Source organism: Comamonas aquatica NBRC 14918, from assembly GCF_000739875.1.
Classification (GTDB): domain Bacteria; phylum Pseudomonadota; class Gammaproteobacteria; order Burkholderiales; family Burkholderiaceae_C; genus Comamonas; species Comamonas aquatica.
Window position 1 is genome coordinate 59,976 of record NZ_BBJR01000025.1, and the last position, 22,118, is coordinate 82,093.

17 protein-coding genes are annotated in these 22,118 nt (G+C 66.5%); 6 read left to right on the forward strand and 11 right to left on the reverse strand.

The genetic code is table 11. From position 1 onward, the window contains the following. Window positions 1-119: 119 nt before the first annotated feature. Entirely contained in the window at window positions 120-1,880 is a 1,761-nt protein-coding gene (gene olsF, locus CA2_RS04010) for a bifunctional ornithine lipid synthase OlsF (protein ID WP_042412903.1), read from the reverse strand. A 188-nt stretch (window positions 1,881-2,068) separates the two neighbouring features. Between olsF and CA2_RS04015 the strand changes: the two genes are divergently transcribed. From CA2_RS04015 to CA2_RS04030, 4 genes are all read left to right on the forward strand, one after another. Beyond that, a complete protein-coding gene (locus tag CA2_RS04015; RefSeq protein ID WP_042412904.1) occupies window positions 2,069-3,022 on the forward strand; it encodes a class I SAM-dependent methyltransferase in 954 nt (317 codons plus the stop codon). Window positions 3,023-3,081: 59 nt separating this feature from the next. Then, the gene (locus CA2_RS04020; protein WP_245620875.1) at window positions 3,082-4,053 is read left to right on the forward strand and encodes an alpha/beta hydrolase; all 972 of its coding nucleotides are present in this window, start codon (window positions 3,082-3,084) and stop codon (window positions 4,051-4,053) included. 351 nt (window positions 4,054-4,404) lie between these two features. After that, entirely contained in the window at window positions 4,405-4,989 is a 585-nt protein-coding gene (locus CA2_RS04025) for a biotin transporter BioY (RefSeq protein ID WP_042412906.1), read from the forward strand. A gap of 186 nt (window positions 4,990-5,175) precedes the next feature. Next, window positions 5,176-6,447, forward strand: coding sequence for an MFS transporter (locus CA2_RS04030; protein WP_042412907.1), 1,272 nt, complete (start codon window positions 5,176-5,178; stop codon window positions 6,445-6,447). 13 nt (window positions 6,448-6,460) lie between these two features. Here CA2_RS04030 and CA2_RS04035 read toward each other — a convergent pair whose 3' ends face one another. From CA2_RS04035 to CA2_RS04055, 5 genes are all read right to left on the reverse strand, one after another. Next, entirely contained in the window at window positions 6,461-7,666 is a 1,206-nt protein-coding gene (locus CA2_RS04035) for an MFS transporter (protein ID WP_225890681.1), read from the reverse strand. Between the two features lie 852 nt (window positions 7,667-8,518). Next, window positions 8,519-10,354 carry an acyl-CoA dehydrogenase family protein gene (locus tag CA2_RS04040; protein WP_042412909.1) on the reverse strand — a complete coding sequence of 612 codons (1,836 nt, stop codon included), beginning with the start codon at window positions 10,352-10,354 and terminating at the stop codon, window positions 8,519-8,521. Between the two features lie 114 nt (window positions 10,355-10,468). Further along, window positions 10,469-10,927, reverse strand: a complete 459-nt coding sequence (locus CA2_RS04045; RefSeq protein WP_245620876.1) for a PaaI family thioesterase — start codon at window positions 10,925-10,927, stop codon at window positions 10,469-10,471. 2 nt (window positions 10,928-10,929) lie between these two features. Further along, window positions 10,930-12,105, reverse strand: a complete 1,176-nt coding sequence (locus CA2_RS04050; protein WP_042412910.1) for an acetyl-CoA C-acyltransferase — start codon at window positions 12,103-12,105, stop codon at window positions 10,930-10,932. 45 nt (window positions 12,106-12,150) lie between these two features. Continuing rightward, entirely contained in the window at window positions 12,151-14,265 is a 2,115-nt protein-coding gene (locus CA2_RS04055) for a 3-hydroxyacyl-CoA dehydrogenase NAD-binding domain-containing protein (protein ID WP_042412912.1), read from the reverse strand. A 387-nt stretch (window positions 14,266-14,652) separates the two neighbouring features. On the opposite strand from CA2_RS04055, the gene CA2_RS04060 reads away from it, so the two are divergent. Together CA2_RS04060 and CA2_RS04065 are read left to right on the forward strand one after the other, a co-directional pair. Then, window positions 14,653-15,780 (forward strand): high-affinity branched-chain amino acid ABC transporter substrate-binding protein, encoded by a 1,128-nt coding sequence (locus CA2_RS04060; RefSeq protein ID WP_042412915.1) that lies wholly within the window; start codon window positions 14,653-14,655, stop codon window positions 15,778-15,780. Between the two features lie 390 nt (window positions 15,781-16,170). Continuing rightward, window positions 16,171-16,815: an FABP family protein gene (locus tag CA2_RS04065; protein ID WP_042412917.1), complete on the forward strand. Its 645-nt coding sequence runs from the start codon at window positions 16,171-16,173 to the stop codon at window positions 16,813-16,815. A gap of 135 nt (window positions 16,816-16,950) precedes the next feature. On the opposite strand, the gene CA2_RS04070 is transcribed toward CA2_RS04065, so the two are convergent. The 5 genes from CA2_RS04070 to CA2_RS04090 all read right to left on the reverse strand — a co-directional run bounded on the left by CA2_RS04070 (window position 16,951) and on the right by CA2_RS04090 (window position 22,102). Beyond that, window positions 16,951-17,646, reverse strand: coding sequence for an ABC transporter ATP-binding protein (locus tag CA2_RS04070; protein WP_042412919.1), 696 nt, complete (start codon window positions 17,644-17,646; stop codon window positions 16,951-16,953). A 15-nt stretch (window positions 17,647-17,661) separates the two neighbouring features. Next, window positions 17,662-18,444: an ABC transporter ATP-binding protein gene (locus tag CA2_RS04075; protein ID WP_042412921.1), complete on the reverse strand. Its 783-nt coding sequence runs from the start codon at window positions 18,442-18,444 to the stop codon at window positions 17,662-17,664. Beyond that, window positions 18,444-19,784, reverse strand: a complete 1,341-nt coding sequence (locus CA2_RS04080; RefSeq protein ID WP_042413055.1) for a branched-chain amino acid ABC transporter permease — start codon at window positions 19,782-19,784, stop codon at window positions 18,444-18,446. Before CA2_RS04080 ends, CA2_RS04075 begins: the two co-directional genes overlap by 1 nt. Window positions 19,785-19,812: 28 nt before the next feature. After that, window positions 19,813-20,766, reverse strand: a complete 954-nt coding sequence (locus CA2_RS04085) for a branched-chain amino acid ABC transporter permease (protein WP_042412923.1) — start codon at window positions 20,764-20,766, stop codon at window positions 19,813-19,815. Between the two features lie 100 nt (window positions 20,767-20,866). Then, on the reverse strand, window positions 20,867-22,102 hold the full coding sequence (locus tag CA2_RS04090) for a branched-chain amino acid ABC transporter substrate-binding protein (protein ID WP_042412925.1): 1,236 nt from the start codon (window positions 22,100-22,102) through the stop codon (window positions 20,867-20,869). Window positions 22,103-22,118 lie beyond the last annotated feature (16 nt).

Genomic DNA, 22,118 nt, shown 5'->3' on the forward strand with positions numbered 1-22,118 from the left:
TACCCCGTGCGACACCGTGGCGCACCACGCGCCCGTCCCGGCGACCAGGCATGAAAAAAGCAGTAGGCGCCCGTCCGACGGACGCCTACTGCTGTGTTTTTTGAAGCGCTACGGTGCGATCAGGCCGCTGCGGTTGCGGTGACGACTTCGGTCACTGCTTCGGTGACAGCCTCGGCCTCACGGCGGGGCATGTAGCGGTCGCGCTTGTGCGGCTTCAGGCGCTGCACGTCCACCAGCACCAGGCCATCGACGCAGTGCGAGAAATCCGGGTCCACGCCAAAGTCCAGGAAGCGCACGCCCCCGGGCTCGGCCACTTCGGCGTACTGCTTGTACAGCGTGGGCACGCTGGAGCCCATGTGGGCCAGCAGGTGCTTGAGGCGCACGAAGTCGGCCGCGCTGTCCTCGCCCGTGAACTGCGAGCACATCTCCAGCCCCTCGCCCGGCACATAGGGCCGGCGGGCGTGGGCCAGGCAGGCGTCGCCGTAGTGCGTGCGGTAGTGGTAGATCAGCAGATCGCGCGCCGCCTGGGGCATTTCGCGGCTGATGGACACCGGGCCGAACAGGTAGCGGCATTCCGGATAGCGCTGGATGTAGGCTCCGATGCCAAACCACAGGTAGTCCAGCGAACGCTTGCCCCAGTAGCGCGGTTGCACGAAGGAGCGACCCAGCTCCAGCCCCTGCTGCAAAAAACTCTGCATGCCGGGCGTGAACTCGAACAGGCTGTGCGTGTACAAGGCCTCCACCCCCTGCTCGGCCAGCACCTGGGCGGTGCGCGCCATGCGGTAGGCACCGGCGATCTCCAGGTCCTGCGGGTCCCACAGGATCAGGTGGTCGTAGTGGGCGTCATAGCGGTCCAGGTCGCGGCGGGCGCCACTGCCCTCGCCCACGGCGCGGAAGGACAGCTCGCGCAGCCGCCCCACCTCGCGCAGGATGGGCGAATCCAGCGGCCCGCGGAACAGGTGGATGCGCTTGCCGTCCGGGGTCTCGCCCAGCAGCTCGCAGGCCGTCACGGCCTGGGCCAGGGCGCTGCGGTTGACCGGGTGGGCGATCGCCGTCTCCACCTTCAGCAGATTGGGCTTGTCCTGGGCCACGCGGTACAGGTGCTTGCGCAGCAGCTTGGCGGCGGCCTCGGGTTCGACCGGTAGGCTGCCGTAGCTGCTGTGCGGGATCGGGTGGCCGATGCGCAAGGCGATGCTCTTTTGGTGCTGACCGAACATCTCCTTGACCAGCAGCAGCGTGGCCAGGGGCTTGTACAGCAGCGAGGCGCCGTAGAACAGCGCCGAATTGCGCCCGTCGATGTGGATGGGCACGATGGGCGCCTGGGCCTGGTCGGCCAGACGCAGGAAACCAGGGTTCCATCGGCCATCGCGCACGCCCTCGGGGTGCAGGCGCGAGACTTCGCCCGCCGGGAAGATGATGACCGCGCCCTCGCCCTGCAGGTGTTCCATGATGGCCTTAAGCTGGCGCGCCGCGCTGCGCCCGCCCATCATGGTCACCGGCAGCAGCAGGCGCTTGAGCGGTGCCAGCTCGGCCAGCAGGCCGTTGGCGACGATCTTCACGTCGCGCCGGATGCCGCCCACCATGTTCAGCAGGGCCAGGCCGTCCAGCGAGCCGATGGGGTGGTTGGCGATGATGACCACGCGCCCGTGGGCGGGAATGCGCTCGCGCTCGTTGTCGCGCACGGCAGTGCTGAAGGCAAAGTGCTCCAGCACCTGCTCCACGAACTGGAAGCCCTCCAGGTGCGGGTACTGCTGGGCAAAGCTGCGGAAGCTCTGCTCGCGCAGCAGCCGGCGCAGCACGCCGCGCACGCCCTGGCTGAGTCGGGGGTGCCGCTGCAATTGCGGCAGGTGCAGGTCGACGATCTGGTCCACGGAAATCATGGGCGCATCCTTGCAAAAGCGGGGTGTCGCGATGGTCGTGAACTGCCGTGACAGGCTCGCGACAAGTGCGTGAAGCCTGTGTGACAGCTGCACCGCCGGCCGCGGCCCGCAGGCGCCGTACTCCGGCCGCCGCCAGGGCAAGGGCTGTGGCCGCATACTCTCGCCCTTGTGTTTTTTCCGTGAATGCCATGCAAGCCCTGCTCGACACCATCGCCCAGCTCGAAGTCCCTACCGATGCCTGCCGCCTGTTCCACGGCCGCGGCGGGCGCCACCCCGGCTGCGAGCACCTGGTGCTGGACGCCTTTCCCCCCGTGCTGGTGCTGACCAGCTTCCAGCCGCTGGACGAGACCGCGCTGCAGGCCCTGGACAGCGCCCTGCTCGCGCGCTGGGCGCAGATCGGCCAGGGCCAGCCGCTGAACTGGGTCTTCCAGATGCGCCAGCCCGGCACCAAGGCCGAGACGCGCCTGGTGCGCGGCAGCGTGCCCGAGCCGCACATCGTCACCGAGGCCGGCCTGCAGTACCGCGCCCATGTGCTGCGCGGCCAGAACCACGGCCTGTTCCTGGACATGGCCGCCGGCCGCCGCTGGGTGCGCGCGCATGTGGCGCAGCACCCCGAACACCGCCACGGACTGAAGGTGCTGAACCTGTTCGCCTACACCTGCGCCTTCTCCGTTGCCGCGCTGGACGCCGGCGCGCGCCAGGTGCTGAACATGGACATGGCCCAGGGCGCCCTGGCCACGGGCCAGCACAACCACCAGCTCAACGGGCTGACGGGCGCCAGCTTTCTGGCGCACGACATCTTCAGCAGCTGGGGCAAGATCACGCGCAGCGGCCCCTACCACCTGATCGTCATCGACCCGCCCAGCTACCAGAAGGGCAGCTTTGTGGCCACCAAGGACTACGCCAAGCTGATGCGCCGCCTGCCCGACCTGCTGCGCCCTGGCGGCCATGTGCTGCTGTGCCTGAACGCGCCCGAACTGGGCACGGCCTTCCTCCAGGACCAGATGGCCGAGATCGCGCCCACGCTGCAGTTCGTGGAACGCATCGCCAACCCCGCCGCCTTTGCCGATGTGGACGAGGAACGCAGCCTGAAGGTGTTGCTGTACCGCGCTCCGGCAGCCGAAGGGTTGGCAGCGGTTTGACACACCAAAAAGGCATTTCACCCAGTCACAGCAAGCGCTGACAGCTATGGATTTTCATGATGCACACCCCTGACCCCACCCCCATCGATCCCGCCCTGGCACACACCCAGCACCGCTTTGCCCAGCTGGAGGCGCAAACGCCCACGCCCCAGCTGGACTATGTGCAGCGCCGCCGCCTGCTCAGCGAGCTGCAGGCGCGCCAGTTGCGCACCCAGCCGCTGCCGGGCATTGCCATCCAGCAGCACTTTGTCAGCGCCCCCGGGCGCGAGATTGCCGTGCGCAGCTACACCCCGGCGGCCCGCGCCAGCGGCCAGACCCTGGTCTGGCTGCATGGCGGCGGCTGGATGGTGGGCAGCCTGGACACGCACGACGACCTGTGCGAACACCTGGCCCACTTCAGCGGCCACACCGTGCTCAGCGTGCACTACCGCCGCACGCCCGAAAGCCCCTTCCCCGCTGCCGTGGAGGATGCCCAGGCCGTGCTGCAGTGGCTGCACCAGATGCAGGGCGTGCTGCCCTTCGCCCAGCCCCAGGTGCTGCTGGGCGGTGACAGCGCGGGCGGCCACCTGGCCCTGTGCAGCGCGGTGCATGCCATCCAGCAACCCGCTGCCAACCGCGCGCAGATCCAGGCCCTGCTGCTGTTCTACCCCTGCCTGCAGCCCGGCCTGTCCACGCCCAGCATGGCCGAGTTCGCCGAGGGCTACGGCCTGACCGGTGGCGCCATGGACGCTTACTGGCAGCAGCTGGGCGGCGCCGACCTGGCCTGGCGCAGCCCGGGCCTGTGCCACGCGGCCCTGCCGCAGCTGCCGCCCACGGCCATCGTCACGGCCAGCCACGACATCTTGCGCGACGAAGCCGAGGACTTTGCGCGCCAGCTCCAGGCCCTGCCCCAAGGCCCGGCCGTGCAGTGGACGCGCGCCGAAGGCATGGTGCACGGCTTTGCCCGCATGCTGGTCGACAGCCCCGCGGCGCGCCAGGCGGTGGAAGCCGCCTGCCAGATGCTGGAACAGGTGCGCCGCCAGGCACGCTGAGCACGGCGCACACCGGCCTCGGCAGGCGATCCCCGGTGCGCGGCCTGCGGCAGTTGGCCACGTCGCGACAGCCGGCGCGGGGCTGCGCGCCCCTGTCGCGCCAAGTTCTACAGACTTTGACACCCGTTGAACGCGGTTGCCGACAGCTTGCGCGCGGATAAACAGCGCTTGCACCATCCTGCCGGCAATTGCCGCGAAATGCGGTGTTTCGCACCCCATCGCCGCTCGCAGATCGACGCAGTTAGGCACCGTCAAAAAGGCAAATTTAAATGCAGATGCATTCATGTTCCGCATGCGTTTCTGCAATTTGGCGTGCATAAAATACCGCCACCACTGCGAGGAACTCCTGCCATGACCACCGCCCTGACCCGCCGCCACTCCGAATCCATCGCCCTGGTGGCCCTGTTTGCCGCCCTGCTGGGCGTGATGGGCCTGATTCCCAAGATTGACCTGCCGCTGGGCGTGCACATCTCCATCCAGACCCTGGGCGTGATGCTGGCCGGCTGCCTGCTGGGCCCCTGGCGCGGCCTGCAGGCCATGCTGGTGTTCCTGGTGGCCGTGGCCGCCGGCCTGCCCCTGCTGTCGGGCGGCCGTGGCGGCCTGGGCGTGTTCATGGCACCGACCACGGGCTACCTGGTGGGCTGGACGGCTGCGGCCTTCGTCACCGGCTGGCTGATGGCGCTGCTGCCCAAGTCCACGCCCCTGCGCGCCGCGGGCAGCGCCTTCGTCGCCTCGGCCGTGGGCTGCATTGCCGTGCTGTATGCCTTTGGCATCGCCGGCCTGGTGTGGATTGCCAAGCTGCCGCTGACCCAGGCCATCTGGGTGAATGTGGCCTTCATCCCCGGTGACCTGATCAAGTGCGCCCTGACGGCCCTGGTGGTGCACAGCATTGCCCGCGCCATGCCGGACTGGCAGTTCGGCGGCGTGCGCCGTTGACGCGACGGGCGCTGTCGAATCGATAACGTCCGCGCCCCAAACGCTGGCAGCGCTGATGCAGTCAGCGCAAACAGCTATCAAAAAAGTGAAATTTCCCTGCAGGGGTGACAGCCACCCCTGCCGCCATGGCCTACCATGCGCGCCGCGCGATACCTACATCCATACCACGCGCCAGGGAGATTCACCATGCACACACCCCCCTCCTCCACGCCCCCCGGCGGCTGGTACTTCGGCTGGAACATCGTGGCGGCCGCCACGCTGCTGACCTTGCTGACCGTCGGCATGCGCCTGGGCATCGGCCCGCTGTTCCTGCCCATGGCCAACGATCTGGGCTTCAGCCGCAGCCTGTTGGCCGGCATCATCGCCATCGGCATGCTGTGCTATGGCCTGGCCATGCCCGTGGCGGGCTGGCTGGTGGCCCGCGTGGGCACGCGCCACGTGCTGCTGCTGGGCACGGCCATCCTGGTGCTGTCCACACTATGGGCGGTCAACACCCGCTCGGCCCAGGGCATTTTCTGGAGCTTCGGCGTCTGCATGTCGGTGGGTGCGGGCTTCACCAGCCCCGTGGCCCTGACGCCGGTGATCAGCCGCTGGTTCCAGCGCCGCCGCGGCATGGCACTGTTCTTCCTGTCCACCGGCTCCATGGCCGGCATTGCCGTCATGACCCCGGCCCTGGGCTGGGCCCTGCAGCACTTCAGCTGGCAGCACACGCTGCTGGGCTTTGCGGCCGTGTTCACGCTGATCACCGTGCCCGCGGCGCTGTGGGTGGTGCGCGACGCCGCCCCCGAAGACGGTGACGCCCCCCTGGGCACGGCCACCGGCAGCGCCGCCGCACGCCCCGCCCCGGGGGCCGAGCTGAGCGTGCTGCAAGCCATGCGCACGGCCCCGTTCCTGAAGGTGACGCTGGGCCTGTTTGCCTGCGGCTTCAGCATGAACCTGATGGGCACGCACTGCATGCCCATGCTGCTGGACCATGGCTTTGACGCCACCACCAGCGCCCTGGGCATCGGGCTGATCGGCCTGGTCGCCATTCCCAGCACCATGGTGCTGGGCCGCCTGTCCGACCGGGTGGAGCGGCGCAAGATGCTGAGCGTGATCTACGGCGTGCGCGGCCTGGGCTTTCTGGGGCTGATGCTGGTGGGCAGCGCCTGGCAGCTGTACGGGGTGGCGGCAGTGGGCGGCGTGGTCTGGGCCGGCAGCATTGCGCTGTCGTCCGCCATCCTGGCCGATGTGTATGGCGTCAAGAAGGTGGGCATGCTGTATGGCTGGGCCTACCTGGGCCACCAGGTGGGCGCCATGATCAGCGCCTGGCTGGGTGGCTGGGGGTTCGAGCAGCACGGCACGCACTGGCTGGCCTTTGGCGCCGCCGCGGCCCTGCTGGTGCTGGCTGCGGGCGTGGCCCTGCGCCTGCCCGGGCGCGATCGCCCTGCTGTCTTCGGCCCGGCGCAGGCCGCCTGAGCCAGGGGCGGCCTTACTGCACGCTGCTGCGCATGCGCGGGTGGCGGTGGAACAGCCCCCCCACCACCAGCCCCAGCACGATGACCATGGCGCAGAAGCTGCACACCGCCACCGTCATGCCCCAGTGGTCGGCCAGCCAGCCCATGCCCAGCATGGGCAGCATGCTGCCGATGTAGCCGATCACCAGATAGGTCGACAGCAGGCCGGAGCGGTTGGACGGGGTGGCAATGCGGTTGACCATGCTCATGCCCGACAGCATGCTCATGCCATGGCCCATGGCCGTGCACGCCACGCCCAGCACGAACAGCCAGGCCGAGCCCACCCACAGGTTCACCATCAGCAGCGCATTGCTGAGGGCCAGGCTCAGCAGACCGCCCAGGCCGCACCACTGCGTGGGCAGGTTGCCCACCAGCACCTGTACGCAGGCCGAGGCCAGCAGGATCACGGCGATCGCCGTGCCACTGACCACGGGGCCATGCCAGGGCACCAGCCGGTCCAGGAACAGCGGCGACATCGAGGCATACAGGCCAAACACGCCAAATGCCAGAAAGGGCAGCATGCAGGTCAGCACAAAGGCCGTGGAGGCACTGGGCTCCGGCCAGGTCAGCTTGGGCAGCACGTCCTGCAGCCGCAGCCGGCCCGCCTGGCGCGGCAGCGCGGCGGGCGGCAGCTCCAGCCGCGCCAGCACGTACAGGCCCAGCCCGCCCAGCACCAGGGTCGGGATGTAGGTGGTGACCAGCGGATAGGGGGCCCACTGCCCCATGATGCCGCCGACCAGGGGGCCCAGACCAAAGCCCAGCGCCATCAGAAAGCCGGTGACCATGGCCACGCGCTGCACATGACCGGGGCGCGACAGCACGGCCAGGCCCTGCGTGGCGCTGGTGGTCATCAGGCTGGAGGCCACGCCGACGATGAAGCGCCCAACGATCAGGCTGGTCATGTTCCAGGCGACCAGGCTGAGGAAGGTGCCCAGCAAGGTCAGCACCAGACCGGCCTGCATCACGGCCTTGAAGCCGGCGCGGTCCGGCAGCCGCCCCAGAAACAGCAGGCTGCACAGCGCCCCGCTCATGTAGACCACGTAGATCAGCGAGATGTCGCTGGCCTGCAGTTGCCATGCCTCTTTGTAGAGCGCGTACAGCGGGCTGATGAGGGCCGTGCCCATCACGCCGACGATCATGGCAAAACTCACCCACGCAAAGGGCGAACCTCTCAACTTCATTCTTCAAGCAGTGTGTAAGGCCACAGGAACGCGCAGCGTGGCGCTCCAAAGCAAGACCGCGCCCGGAATGACCCGGGCGCGGTCCAGCGGTGGCATGGGAAAAAAGATTCAGTCCATTGTGCGCCGGCACGGCGCGGCGGCGCAATCCCCGGTTGGACAGCCGACAAGCAAGCAGGGTTGCCACGCCCTGCCATGAAGCGGTCACACAAGCGGCCGATCAAATGTTGCAAGGTATTGCAAATGCATCAAGTCTTATAAAAGACTGCAAAAAATTAATGCCGCCAGGGGATTTACACGACCTGCGGATTCGTGCGCCGATGGCATATCGGCTGCATTTTCTATTGGATATTCCAGATGAATGCGGCGCACCCTGCAACAAACCTGCAGCTTATTCAATTTCAGAATTCCCTGTAGGCAGGGAATTTCGCATGGCGAGATGCGCGCACACTTATTTTTGCAGCGCCCTGCGGCCGTCCCCCTAGAATCCGCCTGTCTTGCTGTTGTGACCCACAGACAGACGCTTGTATTTTGCGCCTCCTTCCCAGGAGGCGATTTTTTTGGGGCATGCCCGAAGCCACTCCACGCCATGCACGGCGGCATGTCCGGATTCGCGGGGTTGGAGATATTCGGGGCCTTCCAAAGTGGCCCACGCGATGGCGGTGCCGGCCTTGGTATTCATTTGGGCTGCGGGACCCAAGACAGGGCCAGCCCACAGGCCGGGGCACCCCGCAGATCCTGCGGCGCGACCTCTCGGCGCGCAGCGCAGGACCTTCCCCTGGAACTTGCCGGGCACTCCCCCAACCCCGGCCAGCCTGCACCGGCCCGCCAGGAAGGGTGCAGGCCCGCCGGCCGTCAGAAGGCCTCGGCCGGCAGTTGGGCGCAGGTCAAATCGCGCGCCCTCACCACCTGCAGCCAGGCGGTGATCTTGGGCAGCTCATAGTGGTAGAAATAGCGTACTGCGCCCATTCTGCCTGCGTTGGCAGCTATCGATAGCGCAGCATCGCGCTGCAACACGGTCAGTGCCACGTCCAGCCACACCCAGGCCAGCACCATGTGGCCAAAGGCCTGCATATAGGGCACGGCGTTCGCCAGCGCTTCCTGCGGGTTGCCGGTGGCCCAGGCTTTTTTGGTGGCGCTGCCCACCTCCTGCAGTGCCTGGGCCAGCTGGTTGGCATAAGCGGCCAGGGCCGGCTGCTGCAGGGCGCGCTCGATGGTGGCGTGGATGGTGGTGGCCAGCAGTTGCAGGCCCGCGCCGCCCTGCATCAGCACCTTGCGGCCCAGCAAATCAGCCGCCTGGATGCCATGCGTGCCCTCGTGGATCATGTTCAGGCGGTTGTCACGCCAGTACTGCTCCACCGGGAAGTCGCGCGTATAGCCATAGCCGCCGTGGATCTGGATGGCCAGGGAGTTGGCTTCCAGGCAGTTCTCGCTGGGCCAGCTCTTGGCGATGGGGGTCAGCACCTCCAGCAGCAGCTTGGCGCGTGCGGCCTCCTCCGGCGTTCCTGTGCGGCCTTCGTCCACCAGTTGGGCGCAGTACAGGTTCAGCGCCAGCGCACCTTCGCAGTACGCCTTTTGCGCCAGCAGCATGCGCTTGACGTCGGCGTGTTCAATGATGGCCACCTGCGGGCTGCTGGCGTCCTTGCCGCCTTCGGTCATGGGGCGACCCTGCGGGCGGTTCTTGGCGTAGTCCAGGCTGGCGTAGTAGCCGGCCAGGCCCAGCATGGTGGCCGCCATGCCGATGCCGATGCGCGCCTCGTTCATCATGTGGAACATGCACTTGAGGCCCTCGTGCGGCCGGCCCACCAGGTAGCCGATGGCGCCTGCGCCGCCGCGCACGGGGTATTTGCCCTCGCCAAAGTTCAGCAACGTGTTGGTGGTGCCGCGCCAGCCCAGCTTGTGGTTCAGGCCGGCCAGGGCCACATCGTTGCGCTCGCCGGTCAACTGGCCGGTAGTGTCCACCAACTTCTTGGGCACGATGAACAGCGAGATGCCCTTCACGCCCGGAATCAGCTTGCCATCCGGCCCGGGAATCTTGGCCAGCACCAGGTGCACGATGTTCTCGGTCAGCTCGTGGTCGCCGGAGCTGATCCACATCTTGTTGCCCTTGAGACGGTAACGCGCGCCCAGCGGGTCGGCCTCAAAGTCGGCGCCATCGGGCTCGGCACGCGTGGCGATGTCGCTCAGGCTGGAGCCGGCCTGCGGCTCTGACAGCGCCATGGTGCCGGCCCAGCGGCCGTTGAATGCGTTGTCGGCAAACACCTGCTGCTGCATGGGCGTGCCGTGCACGCGCAGCAGGTTGGCGTTGCCCACGGTCAGCAGGTTGGAGCCGATGCTGATGCTGGCGCAGGCAAAAAAGCTGTTGGCCGCGGCCTCCACCACGTACGGCAGCTGCATGCCGCCTTGCTCGTAGGGCTGGGCCGCGCTGAGCATGCCGCTGTCCGCATAGGCCTTGCGCGCCTCGCCGGTGCAGGCGGGCTGGATGACCTTTTCGCCGTCGAAGCTGGGCTCCTGCGTGTCCACCGTGCGGTTGAAGGGCGCGTACTTCTCGCGGGCGATGCGCTCGCAGGTGTCCCACACCGCGTCAAAGGTTTCGCGGCTGTGGTCGGCATAGCGGGTGCGGGCGGTCAGGCTTTCGGCGTGCAGCCAGTCATAGACCAGAAATTCCAGGGTGGAGCGCAGCTGGGACATGGTTTTGAAGCGAAATCAGCCTCCAGCGCTTGCTGGGCAAGCGCCGACAGCTATGGTTGTTGAAACTGACACACCGGGATGCGGTGCGAGGCAAAGCCCCGCACCGGCACGGCTTCAGGCCTTGGGGGCGGGCAGGACGTTGATCGTGCCCTGCGCCGTGGCGCACAGTTTTTCCACGCCGTCCTGCACGGCAAACACGTCACAGCGCGTGACGGCTTGCGAGCGGCCGGCATGGATGCAGCTGGAGCGCGCGATCAAGCCTTCGCCCACAGCGGGGCGCAGGTAGTTGATCTTGAACTCGCTGGTGATCACCGGCACCCGCAGGGCCACGGCCCCGGCATAGGTCAGGGCGTTGTCGGCCATGTAGCTGACCACGCCGCCGTGGGCGAAGCCGTACTGCTGGGTCAGCGCCGGGCGCAGGGGCAGACGCAGCTCGCACGCGCCCTCGGCGGTCAGCTGCGTCAGCTCGGCGCCCAGCAACTGGCTGAACGGCTGGCTGGCCAGAATCTGCCGGCCAAAGGCCAGCACGGCCTCGGGCGTGGCAGCCGCGGGCGCAGCGTCGCGCGCGCCCACGCTCACAGCACCTCGAAGATGCCGGCCGCGCCCATGCCGCCGCCGATGCACATGGTCACGCAGACGCGCTTGGCGCCGCGGCGCTTGCCTTCGATCAGCGCATGGCCCGTCAGGCGCTGGCCCGAGACGCCATACGGGTGGCCCAGGGCAATCGCACCGCCGTTGACGTTCAGGCGCTCGTTCGGGATGCCCAGCTTGTCGCGGCAGTAGATCACCTGCACGGCAAAGGCCTCGTTCAGCTCCCACAGGTCGATGTCCTCGACCTTCAGGCCCAGCTTCTTGAGCACCTTGGGGATGGCGAACACCGGGCCAATGCCCATCTCGTCCGGCTCGCAACCGGCCACGGCAAAGCCCAGGAAGCGCCCCAGCGGCTGCAGGCCGTGCTTGCTGGCGTAGTCCTCGTGCACCACCACGCAGGCACCGGCACCGTCGGAGAACTGGCTGGCGTTGCCCGCCGTCACCAACCCGCCGGGCAGCGCGCTGCGCAGGCCGGCAATGCCTTCCACGGTCGTGCCCTCGCGCGTGCCCTCGTCCTTGCTGACGGTGACCTGCTTGGTGGTCAGGCCCATGACCTTGTCGGCCACGCCCATGGTCACGGTGATGGGGGCGATTTCGGCGTCGAACAAGCCCGTCGCCTGCGCCGCGCAGGCCTTTTGCTGGCTGGCAGCGCCGTACTCGTCCATGGCTTCGCGGCTGATCTGGTAGCGCTTGGCCACCTGCTCGGCGGTCTGCAGCATGGACCAGTAGATCTCGGGCTTCATCTTGGTCAGCTCCGGGTCATGGGCCATGTGCTGGTTCACCTCCAGCTGCACGCAGGAGATGGACTCCAGGCCGCCGGCCACCAGCACCTCGTTCTCGCCAGCGATGATGCGCTGCGACGCCAGGGCGATGGCCTGCAGGCCCGAGGAGCAGAAGCGGTTGATGGTCATGCCCGCCGTGGTCACGGGCAGGCCGGCGCGCGTGGCGATCAGGCGCGCCACGTTGCCGCCGGTCGTGCCTTCGGGCAGCGACAGGCCCATGATCACGTCCTCCACCTCGGCGCCGTCGATGCCGGCACGCTGCACCGCGTGCGCGACCGCGTGGGCGCCCAGCGTGGGGCCATAGGTCATGTTGAACGATCCCTTCCAGCTCTTGGCCAGCGGGGTGCGCGCGGTGGAAACAATCACTGCGGATGTCATAGGGTCAATCCTTCAATCTCTGGGTGTTCAAGCGGCGCACACCGCTCAGGAAAAACGCTGGCCTTCGGCCGCCAGGCGCGCCAGCAGCGGCGCGGGCTGCCAGAAGCTGGCATCGTCATGGGGGTTCTGGGCAAAGCGCTGCATGGCCTGCACCACGTTGATCAGGCCCAGCTCGCTGGCGTAGTGCATGGGGCCGCCGCGGTAGATAGGGAAGCCATAGCCGGTCAGGTAGACCATGTCGATGTCGCCGGCCTTGCTGGCGATGCCGTCCTCCAGGATCTGCGCCCCCTCATTGACCAGGGCGAACACCAGGCGCTGCACGATTTCCTCGTCGGAGATCTTGCGGGGCGTGATGCCCTGGCTCTGGCGGTAGGTGCTGATCATGTCCAGCACTTCCTGGCTGGGGATGGCGTCGCGCTTGCCGACCTGGTAGTCGTACCAGCCCTTGCCGGTCTTTTGGCCATAGCGCCCCATCTCGCACAGCAGGTCGGCGGTCTTGCTGTACTTCATGTGCGGTTTTTCCACATAGCGGCGCTTGCGGATGGCCCAGCCGATGTCGTTGCCGGCCAGATCGCCCATGCGGAAGGGCCCCATGGCGAAGCCGAACTTCTCGACGGCCTTGTCCACCTGCTGCGGGGTGGCGCCCTCCTCGATCAGGAAGCCGGCCTGGCGGCTGTACTGCTCGATCATGCGGTTGCCGATGAAGCCGTCGCACACGCCCGAGACCACGGCCGTCTTCTTGATCTTCTTGGCGATCTGCATCACGGTGGCCAGCACATCGTGGGCCGTGGCCTTGCCGCGCACCACCTCCAGCAGCTTCATCACGTTGGCGGGGCTGAAGAAGTGCATGCCCACCACGTCCTGCGGGCGGCGCGTAAAGGCGGCGATCTTGTCCACGTCCAGCGTGGAGGTGTTGGAAGCCAGGATGGCGCCGGGCTTGGCCACGGCGTCCAGCTGCTTGAACACGGCCTCCTTGACGCCCAGCTCCTCGAACACCGCCTCGATGATCAGGTCGCAGTCCTTCAGGTCGTCATAAGCCAGCGTGGTGGACAGCAGGGCCATGCGCTGGGCGTACTTGTCTTCCTTGAGCTTGCCCTTCTTGACCTGGGCCTCGTAGTTCTTGCGGATGGTGGCCACGCCACGGTCCAGCGCCTCCTGCTTGGTCTCCAGGATGGTCACGGGGATGCCGGCATTCAGGAAGTTCATGCTGATGCCGCCGCCCATGGTGCCGGCGCCGATCACGCCCACCTTCTGGATGGCGCGCACCGGGGTGTCGGCGGGCACGTCGGCGATCTTGGAGGCCGCGCGCTCGGCCATGAACAGGTGGCGCAGCGCACGCGACTCGGGCGTCCACATCAGGTTGACGAACAGCTCGCGCTCGAAGTCCAGGCCCTCCTGGAACTTGCGCTTGGTGGCCGCTTCAACGGCATCTACGCACTTCAGGGGCGCGGGGTAGTTCTTGGACATGCCCTTGACCATGTTGCGCACAAAGCCGAAGTAGGCATCGCCCTGGGGGTGCTTGCATTTCAGGTCGCGCACCAGGGGCAGGGCCTCGTTGCCGTCGGCATGGCGCTCGCCCACGGTCTGGGCCAGGGCCAGGGCCTCGGCGGCCAGCGCTTCGGGGCTGGAGGCCAGCTTGTCGAACAGCTTTTGCCCGGGGATCTGCGCCAGCAGCTCGCTTTTCACGGCCTCGCCGCTGACGATCATGTTCAGTGCCGGCTCAACGCCGATGGCGCGCGGCAGGCGCTGCGTGCCCCCGGCGCCGGGCAGCAGGCCCAGCTTGACTTCCGGCAGGGCCACGGTGGTGCCGGGCGCCGCAATGCGGTAGTGGCAGCCCAGGGCCAGCTCCAGCCCGCCGCCCATGCACACGCTGTGGATGGCGGCCACCACAGGCTTGCCGGACTGCTCCACCTGCGCGATCACGGTGTGCAGGTTCGGCTCCTGCAGGGCCGCCTCCTTGCCGAATTCCTTGATGTCCGCACCGCCCGAGAAGGCCTTGCCGGCACCGGTGATCACGATGGCTTGCACGCTGCTGTCGGTGTTGGCCTGGTTCAGGCCTTCGATGACCGCACGGCGGGTGGACAGCCCCAGGCCATTGACCGGAGGATTGTTGAGCGTGATCACGGCCACGGCGCCGTGGACCTTGTATTCAGCCGTCATGGCTTGTCTCCTTCAGTTCTATGAAAAAAGAACGGGCGTTCTGCAATTCATTCTAGGAAGGGTGCCGGCACAACGCCATCGCGTTTTGCCCTGTGTTTGTCTCAACTGGGACATCTGGGCCAAGGCAGGTTCTGCAGGTCGGAACACCGCCCAGCGCGCCGCCGGTGCGCCGGGGTGGCATGGCCACGATCCGACCAACGGTCAGGACCGTGCCTGTGGCGTGGCGCAGTTCTTGCGATACGGTCTGCGCAAGCGCAGCGCCGGAGGGGCTGTGGCTGCAATAAAACGCTGGGGAAAGCCATAGCCATGCCGGTCAGGGCTGCCCCAACAATGTGCACAGCGCGTGCCCTAGCGCGTGCATTCAACCCCTATCGGAAGGCTCACTCTATGCAACGCAAAACATTCATTCGCCTGAGTACCTCCTGGGCCGCCGCCGCCCTGCTGGGCACGGCATCCCTGGGCGCCCATGCGGCGGACCCCATCCTGATCGGTGTGCCCATTCCCATGACCGGGCCCAACACCCAGTATGGTGACGAGGTGCAGGCGGGTTTGTTGACCGCCGTGGAGGCGCTGAACGCCGCCGGCGGCATGAATGGCCGCATGTACAAGCCCGTGCTGATCGACGATGCTTGCGAACCCAAGCAGGCCGTGCCAGCCGCCAACCGCGTGCTCAATTCGGGCGCCAAGTTCGCCATCACCCACGTCTGCTCGGGCGTGACCATTCCCGCCTCCAAGATCTATGAGGAAGAAGGCATCGTCGCCATCACCCCCGGCGCCACCGCGCCCCAGGTGACCGACGGCCTCAAGGGCCACTACTTCTTCCGCACCATCGGCCGCGATGACCAGCAGGGCCCGTTCGCCGCCAAGTTCATCGCCAACAAGATCAAACCCAAGGCCGTGGCCGTGCTGCACGACAAGCAGACCTATGGCGCCGGCGTGGCCCAGCACGTGAAGAACACGCTGGACAGCCTGAAGGTGCCCGTGGTGATGTACGACGGCCTGAATGCCGGCGACAGCGACTATTCCGCCGTCATCACCAAGCTCAAGAGCGCCAAGGTCGATGCCGTGTTCTTCGGCGGCTACCACCCTGAAATGGGCCTGCTGCTGCGCCAGGCCAAGGAGCAAGGGCTGCAAACCCGCTGGATCGGCCCCGAAGGCGTGTTCAATCAGGGCCTGATCGAAATCGCCGGCCCCGCCGTCGAAGGCATGATGTTCACCTTCCCCGCCGACTTCAGCGAACGCCCCGAAAACCAGGGCATCGTCGAAGCCTTCAAGAAGGCCAAGCGCTCGGCCAACGGAGCCTACCAAATGCCCACCTACGCTGCGTTGCAGGTGCTGCACACGTCCCTGCAGGCTGTGGGGCCTGATCCCAAGAAGGTGGCCGACTACATGCACGCCAACACCTTCGACACCGCCATCGGCAAGGTGGCCTTCGACGCCAAGGGCGATCTGAAGGACTTCGAGTTCGTGGTGTTCGAGCTGCAAAAAGACGGCTCGCGCAAAGCGATCAAGTAAGTTCTCCGAGCGGGCTGCAACAGCCCGCCCGCCTCACACCACCTGCGGCAGCCGCGCAAATCGCGTGGCTGCTTTTTTTAGCCTCCATCGCCCACTCCGATTGCCCTGAGAGCGGCAACATGACCCAGCAAATCAAAGATTTGCTTCTGTGCCGCCTGCGGCACGCACGTGGCCTACGTGCATGACGGCGAGCCCGGCTACGTGGAGGCAGTCACCTGCAGCCTGGACGCCCGATGCCTCCCCCCCCACGCACCATTCCTGGCTGGGCCACGACCTCCCTGGGTGGCCTTTGGCGACGGGCTGCCCACGTTCACGGGGTCGCGCTACGACCCCGGCGCGCCGTCTTCTTCATAATTTCCATCTTTGAAACCACAACACACGCACCCCACAATGGCCGATTACCCCAAAGACATCTACACCGAACCCGAGCCCAACCCCCACACCCTCGCCAACCTGGGGCCTCTGACTGGCATGGCTGGCATCTGGAGCGGCAGCCGGGGCCTGGACGTGAACCCCAAGGCCGACGGCCCTGAGCGGCAGGCGTTCATTGAGCACGTCGAGCTGCAGCCCATCGATGCGCAGACCAACGGCCCGCAGCTTTTCTACGGCCTGCGCTACCACACGCGCATCGTCAAGCCCGATGACGTGGAGACTTTCCACAGCCAGGTCGGCTACTGGCTGTGGGAGCCTGCCACGGGCACGGTGATCCAGACCCTGTCCATCCCGCGCGGGCAGGCCGCCCTGGCCATCGGCCATGCGGCGGCGGATGCCACCAGCTTCCAGCTCGAAGCCGTGCGCGGCAGCACCGTCAACGGCATCGTCTCGAACCCGTTCCTGGAACACGCCTTCAAGACCGAGCGCTTCACCATCACCGTGACGAAGCATGCCGACGGCACCTGGTCTTACGAGCAGACGACGACGCTCATCATCCCCGGCCAGGCCGAGCCCTTCCTGCACACCGACCGCAACACGCTGCACAAGGTCGGCGAGCCCACGCCCAACCCCACGGCGCAGGCGGCACTGCAGGGTGAATAGGCTTTCAAGCCAAATCAGCCTTTGGCGCTTATACAGCAATCATCATAAGCTATATTATTTATAGCAAACCAAGGAAAGCCTCCGCCATACCCTGGCCCACCTGGGCCGCGCCATCGCGCTAGGGCGGGGAGGATGTCAAACCTCCAGCCATTCCTTGCGAATGTGCTGGTCGGCCTTCAAACTCTGCGGCGTGCCGTCAAACACAATAGCGCCGTGGCCCATGACCAGCGCCCGATCCGAGATACGCATGGCGATGGTCAGCTTCTGCTCAATCAGCAGCACGGACACGCCGCGCCCTTTGATCTTTTGCAGGTACTCGCCCACCAGTTCGACAATTTTTGGTGCCAAGCCTTCGGTGGGTTCGTCAATGATGATGAGGTCCGGGTCGCCCATCAGCGTGCGGCACAGGGTCAGCATCTGCTGCTCGCCGCCGGACATGACGCCGGCCTCGGTGTGCTGGCGCTCCTTGAGGCGCGGGAACATGGCGTACATGTCGTCAAAGCCCCAGCGGCTGCCCTTGCCGCGGCCCTTCTGGCCCAGCAGCAGGTTCTGGTGCACGGTCAGGTTGGGGAACACGTCGCGGCTTTCGGGCACATAGCCCAGGCCCAGGTGCGCGATCTCGTAGGTCTTGTGGCCGTGCAGGGCGCGGTCCTTCCAGGTGATCTCGCCCTCCCAGTCCACCAGCCCCATGATGGCCTTGGCGGTGGTGGAGCGGCCCGAGCCATTGCGCCCCAGCAGGGCCACGATCTCGCCGGGCTGCACGGCAAAGTCCACGCCGTGCAGCACATGGCTCTTGCCGTAATAGGCGTGCAGGTTATTGATCTTCAACATGGTGTCTCCCCCTCCTCAATGCAGGGCCGCCTGCTCTTCGGCAATAACCGAACCCAGGTAGGCCTCCTGCACCCGTGGATTGGCGCGCACCGCCTCGGGCGTGTCGAAGGCGATCACCTCGCCGTAGACAACCACGGCAATCTTGTCGGCCAGGCCGAACACCACGCCCATGTCGTGCTCCACGGTCAGCAAGGTCTTGCCCACGGTCACCTCGCGGATCAGGTTGATGAAGCGCGCGGTCTCGCTGTTGCTCATGCCGGCCGTGGGTTCGTCCAGCAGGATCACGTCGGCCCCGCCGGCGATGGTGATGCCGATCTCCAGCGCGCGCTGCTCGGCATAGGTCAGGTTCACGGCCAGCTCGTCGCGCTTCTTGTGCAGGCCGATCTGCTCCATCAGCTGCTTGGCGCGCTCGTTGACCGCATCCATGCGCGACAGGAAGCGCAAGAAGGTGTAGCGGTAGCCCATGCTCCACAGCACGCCGCAGCGCAGGTTTTCGAACACGCTGAGCTTGGGGAAGATGTTGGTGATCTGGAAGCTGCGCGACAGGCCCAGGCGGTTGATCTCGTACGGCTGGCGGCCGTCGATGCGCTGGCCGTGCAGCAGCACTTCGCCACTGGTGGGGGCGAAGCGCCCGCTGATCAGGTTGAACAGCGTGCTCTTGCCCGCGCCGTTGGGGCCGATGATGGCCACGCGCTCGCCGGCCTGCACGGCCAGGTCGGCGCCGCGGATGATCTCGGTCTTGCCAAAGCTCTTGCGCAGGTCGCGCAGCTCCAGCGCATAGGTGGATGTGTGCGTCATCAGTGGCCCTCCGCGCGCTGGATCTCGTGCTCAATCTCTTCCTGGATCTGGCCCCAGTGGCGCAGGTACTCGCGGCGCGTCAGCTCGAACAGGCCCAGCCCGGTCGCAAAGACCAGCACCGCCCCCAGCCAGCTGTCCACGCTGCGCACGTTCAGCTGCATGCCCATGAAGCGCAGCGTGTCGCCCAGCGCGCTGTTGAGCTGCAGGTGGTAGAGCATCTCCACCACCGCCGCCAGCCCCACCAGCATGGCCAGCGCCGTGCCGGCCAGCGCCAGGTAGGCACCGAAGATGCGGCCCAGCTTGCCGTACTTGGCCAGGCGCAGGTTCATCATGATCAGGCTGGCGATGCCGCCGGGCGCATACATCACCATGAACAGGAAGATCAGGCCCAGGTACAGCATCCAGGCCTTGGTCAGCTCGGACAGGAACACCGTGGCAATCACCATCAGCACCCCGCCGATGATGGGGCCGAAGAAGAAGGTAGCCCCCCCCAGGAAGGTGAACAGCAGGAAGGTGCCGGAGCGGATGATGCTGACGCTGTCCATGGCGGTGACGATCTCGAAGTTGATCGCCGCCAGCCCACCACCGATGCCGGCGAAAAAGCCCGCGATGATGAAGCCCATGTAGCGCACGCGCTGGGTGTTGTAGCCGACGAAGGCCACGCGCTCGGGGTTGTCGCGCACGGCGTTGAGCATGCGGCCCAGCGGCGTGGCGGTGAAGGCAAACATCAGCGCCGTGCAGACGAAGCAATAGAAGGCGATGAGGTAGTACACCTGGATGCCCGGGCCGAAGTCCAGCCCCAGCAAAGGCTGGCCATAGACACGGTTGGTGGTGATGCCGCCCTCGCCGCCGAAGAAGCCCGGCAGCATCAGCGCCATGGCCGCCACCAGCTCACCCACGCCCAGCGTGATCATGGCGAAGGTGGTGCCGGACTTCTTGGTCGTCACCCAGCCCAGCACGGCGGCGAAGAACATGCCGGCCAGGCCGCCCACCACGGGGATCAGCACCAGCGGAATCGGCAGGCTGCCGTCGGCGGCGCGGTTCATGGCGTGGATGGCGACGAACGAGCCCAGGCCGGTGTACACCGCGTGGCCGAAGCTGAGCATGCCGCCCTGCCCCAGCAGGATGTTGTAGGACAGGCAGATGATGATGGCGTAACCCATCTGGCTGAGCATGGTCAGCGCCAGCGAACTGGTGAACACATGGGGCGCGGCGATCAGCAGCAGCGCGAACACGCCCCAGACCACCATGCGCCCGATGTTCCAGGGCTTGAAGCGGTAATAGGCCGGTGCGGTGCGCGCGGCGCCCCCGCCCGGAACGGGCACGACTTCGTTGGGCATGTGCGGAATCAGGATGGCGGACATGGGATCAATCCTCCCGGGTGCCCATCAGCCCCTTGGGGCGGAAGATGAGCATGAGGACCAGGAACAGGTACGGCAGGATGGGCGCCATCTGCGAGATCGTCAGGCTGAGCAGCGACCAGCCGAAGCTCTCGGGCGTCAGGTGCAGGCCCAGGGCCTGCAGCGCGCTGGCGCCGGAGTAATCCAGCGCCACGGCAAAGGTCTGCACCACGCCGATCAGCAGCGAGGCCAGGAAGGCCCCGGCCAGCGAACCCAGGCCACCGACTACCACCACCACGAAGATGATGGAGCCGACCGACATGGCCATGGCCGGCTCGGTCACATAGGTGTTGCCGCCGATCACGCCGGCCAGCCCGGCCAGGGCGCAGCCGCCGCCGAACACCAGCATGAACACGCGTGGCACGTTGTGGCCCAGGGCCTCCACCATCTCGGGCTTTTTCAGCGCCGCCTGGATCACCAGACCGATGCGCGTGCGCGTCAGCAGCAGCCACACGGCCAGCAGCATCAGCAGCGCCATCAGCATGATGAAGGAGCGCGACTTGGGAAACTGCGTGCCGTACAACGTGAACAGCGGCCCCTGCAGCGACGGCGGCAGGCTGTAGGGCACGGCGCTGCGCCCCCAGACCAGCTGCACCACCTCCAGCACCAGGTAGGACAGGCCGAAGGTGACCAGCAGCTCCGGCACATGGCCGTACTTGTGCACCTTGCGCAGGCTGTAGCGCTCGAACACCGCGCCCAGCGCGCCCACCAGCAGCGGTGCCAGCAGCAGCGCCGGCCAAAAGCCGATGACGCCCGAGAGCATGTAACCGAAGTAGGCACCCAGCATGTAGAAGCTGGTGTGCGCGAAATTGAGCACGCCCATCATGCTGAAGATGAGCGTCAGGCCCGAACTCAGCATGAACAGCAGCAGCCCGTAGCTGATCCCGTTGAGCATGGAGATGGTAAAAAATTCAAGATTCATCAGACCCTACCCGCGCTGAAGCCACCGCGGCCCGCCGCGTGCGCGGGCCGTACCCACCCGCAGCGCAGGGGCGCGCTGCGGGGCCATGCACCCCAGCCGGTCAGCTGGGGCGCTTCATCTGGCAGGACGTGGGGGTGCTGGCCACGTAGGGCTCGAAGAACTTCACCTGCTTGAAGGTGTGGCCGGTGTTTTCCATGTCCATCGGGTTCTGCGCATCGGTCTTGTCCCAGCGGCTGATGTACAGGCCCTGCTGCAGCTGATGGTCCTGCTTGCGCATCTCCACCTCGCCGTTGAAGCTCTTGAACTTCATCCCCTCCATCACCGCCGCCACCTTCACGGGGTCGGTGCTCTTGGCACGCTTGAAGGCCTCGCTGAGCATGGCGAAGCCGTGGTAGACGGCGCCGGTGTACATGTCGTCGTTGAACTTGGCCTTGAAGCCCTTGACCAGGTCATTGATCGGTCCGGGCTGGTTGGTGTACGAGTACGCCACCATGTAGACCTTGCCCGCCGCGCCCGCGCCCATGGCCGTGGGCACGCCGGTGGTGGCGCCGTAGTAGGTGTAGAACTTGACGTTGTTCAGGCCCGCGTCGTTGGCGGCCTTGATCAGCAGCGACAGGTCCGAGCCCCAGTTGCCGGTGATCACGCTGTCGGCGCCGGACTGCTTGATCTTGGCGATGTAGGGCGAGAAGTCGCGCACCTGCGCCAGCGGGGCCATGTCGTCGCCCACGATCTCGATGTCGGGGCGCTTGCGCTGCAGCATCTCCTTGGCGTACTTGCTGACCTGGTGGCCGTGCGCGTAGTTCTGGTTCATGAGGTAGACCTTCTTCACCTCGGGCTGGTCCTTCATGTAGGTGGTCAACGCCTCCATCTTCATCGAGGTGTCGGCATCCAGGCGGAAGTGCCAGTAGCTGCACTTGCTGTTGGTCAGGTCGGGGTCCACGGCGGCGTAGTTCAGGTACAGCACTTCCTTACCCTTGTTGCGGGCGTTGTGCTTTTCCAGCGCGTCCATGATGGCCAGCGCCGGACCCGAGCCATTGCCCTGCACCACGTAGCGCACGCCCTGGTCCATGGCCGAGCGCAGGGCGCTGGTGGTCTCCTGCGGGCTGAGCTTGTTGTCGATGGGGATGATTTCGAACTTCACCCCGGCAGGATTGTTCTTGCTGAACTCCTCGGCCAGGTACTGCCAGCTCTTCATCTGGTTGGTCCCCAGCGCGGCCATCAGGCCCGACAGGGGGTCCAGCCACGCAATCTTGACGGTCTCGCCCTGCTGCGCCACGGCAGCGCCGGCACAGCTAAGCAACACGGAAGCGGCCACGGTCTTCAACACAAACTGCATGCTTGTCTCCTGCATT

Coding starts and splice junctions, on each gene's coding strand:
- olsF (WP_042412903.1), bottom strand. CDS start 1,880: ATGATTTCCGTGGACCAGATCGTCGACCTGCACCTGCCGCAATTGCAG.
- CA2_RS04015 (WP_042412904.1), top strand. CDS start 2,069: ATGCAAGCCCTGCTCGACACCATCGCCCAGCTCGAAGTCCCTACCGAT.
- CA2_RS04020 (WP_245620875.1), top strand. CDS start 3,082: ATGCACACCCCTGACCCCACCCCCATCGATCCCGCCCTGGCACACACC.
- CA2_RS04025 (WP_042412906.1), top strand. CDS start 4,405: ATGACCACCGCCCTGACCCGCCGCCACTCCGAATCCATCGCCCTGGTG.
- CA2_RS04030 (WP_042412907.1), top strand. CDS start 5,176: ATGCACACACCCCCCTCCTCCACGCCCCCCGGCGGCTGGTACTTCGGC.
- CA2_RS04035 (WP_225890681.1), bottom strand. CDS start 7,666: ATGAAGTTGAGAGGTTCGCCCTTTGCGTGGGTGAGTTTTGCCATGATC.
- CA2_RS04040 (WP_042412909.1), bottom strand. CDS start 10,354: ATGTCCCAGCTGCGCTCCACCCTGGAATTTCTGGTCTATGACTGGCTG.
- CA2_RS04050 (WP_042412910.1), bottom strand. CDS start 12,105: ATGACATCCGCAGTGATTGTTTCCACCGCGCGCACCCCGCTGGCCAAG.
- CA2_RS04055 (WP_042412912.1), bottom strand. CDS start 14,265: ATGACGGCTGAATACAAGGTCCACGGCGCCGTGGCCGTGATCACGCTC.
- CA2_RS04060 (WP_042412915.1), top strand. CDS start 14,653: ATGCAACGCAAAACATTCATTCGCCTGAGTACCTCCTGGGCCGCCGCC.
- CA2_RS04065 (WP_042412917.1), top strand. CDS start 16,171: ATGGCCGATTACCCCAAAGACATCTACACCGAACCCGAGCCCAACCCC.
- CA2_RS04070 (WP_042412919.1), bottom strand. CDS start 17,646: ATGTTGAAGATCAATAACCTGCACGCCTATTACGGCAAGAGCCATGTG.
- CA2_RS04075 (WP_042412921.1), bottom strand. CDS start 18,444: ATGACGCACACATCCACCTATGCGCTGGAGCTGCGCGACCTGCGCAAG.
- CA2_RS04080 (WP_042413055.1), bottom strand. CDS start 19,784: ATGCCCAACGAAGTCGTGCCCGTTCCGGGCGGGGGCGCCGCGCGCACC.
- CA2_RS04085 (WP_042412923.1), bottom strand. CDS start 20,766: ATGAATCTTGAATTTTTTACCATCTCCATGCTCAACGGGATCAGCTAC.
- CA2_RS04090 (WP_042412925.1), bottom strand. CDS start 22,102: ATGCAGTTTGTGTTGAAGACCGTGGCCGCTTCCGTGTTGCTTAGCTGT.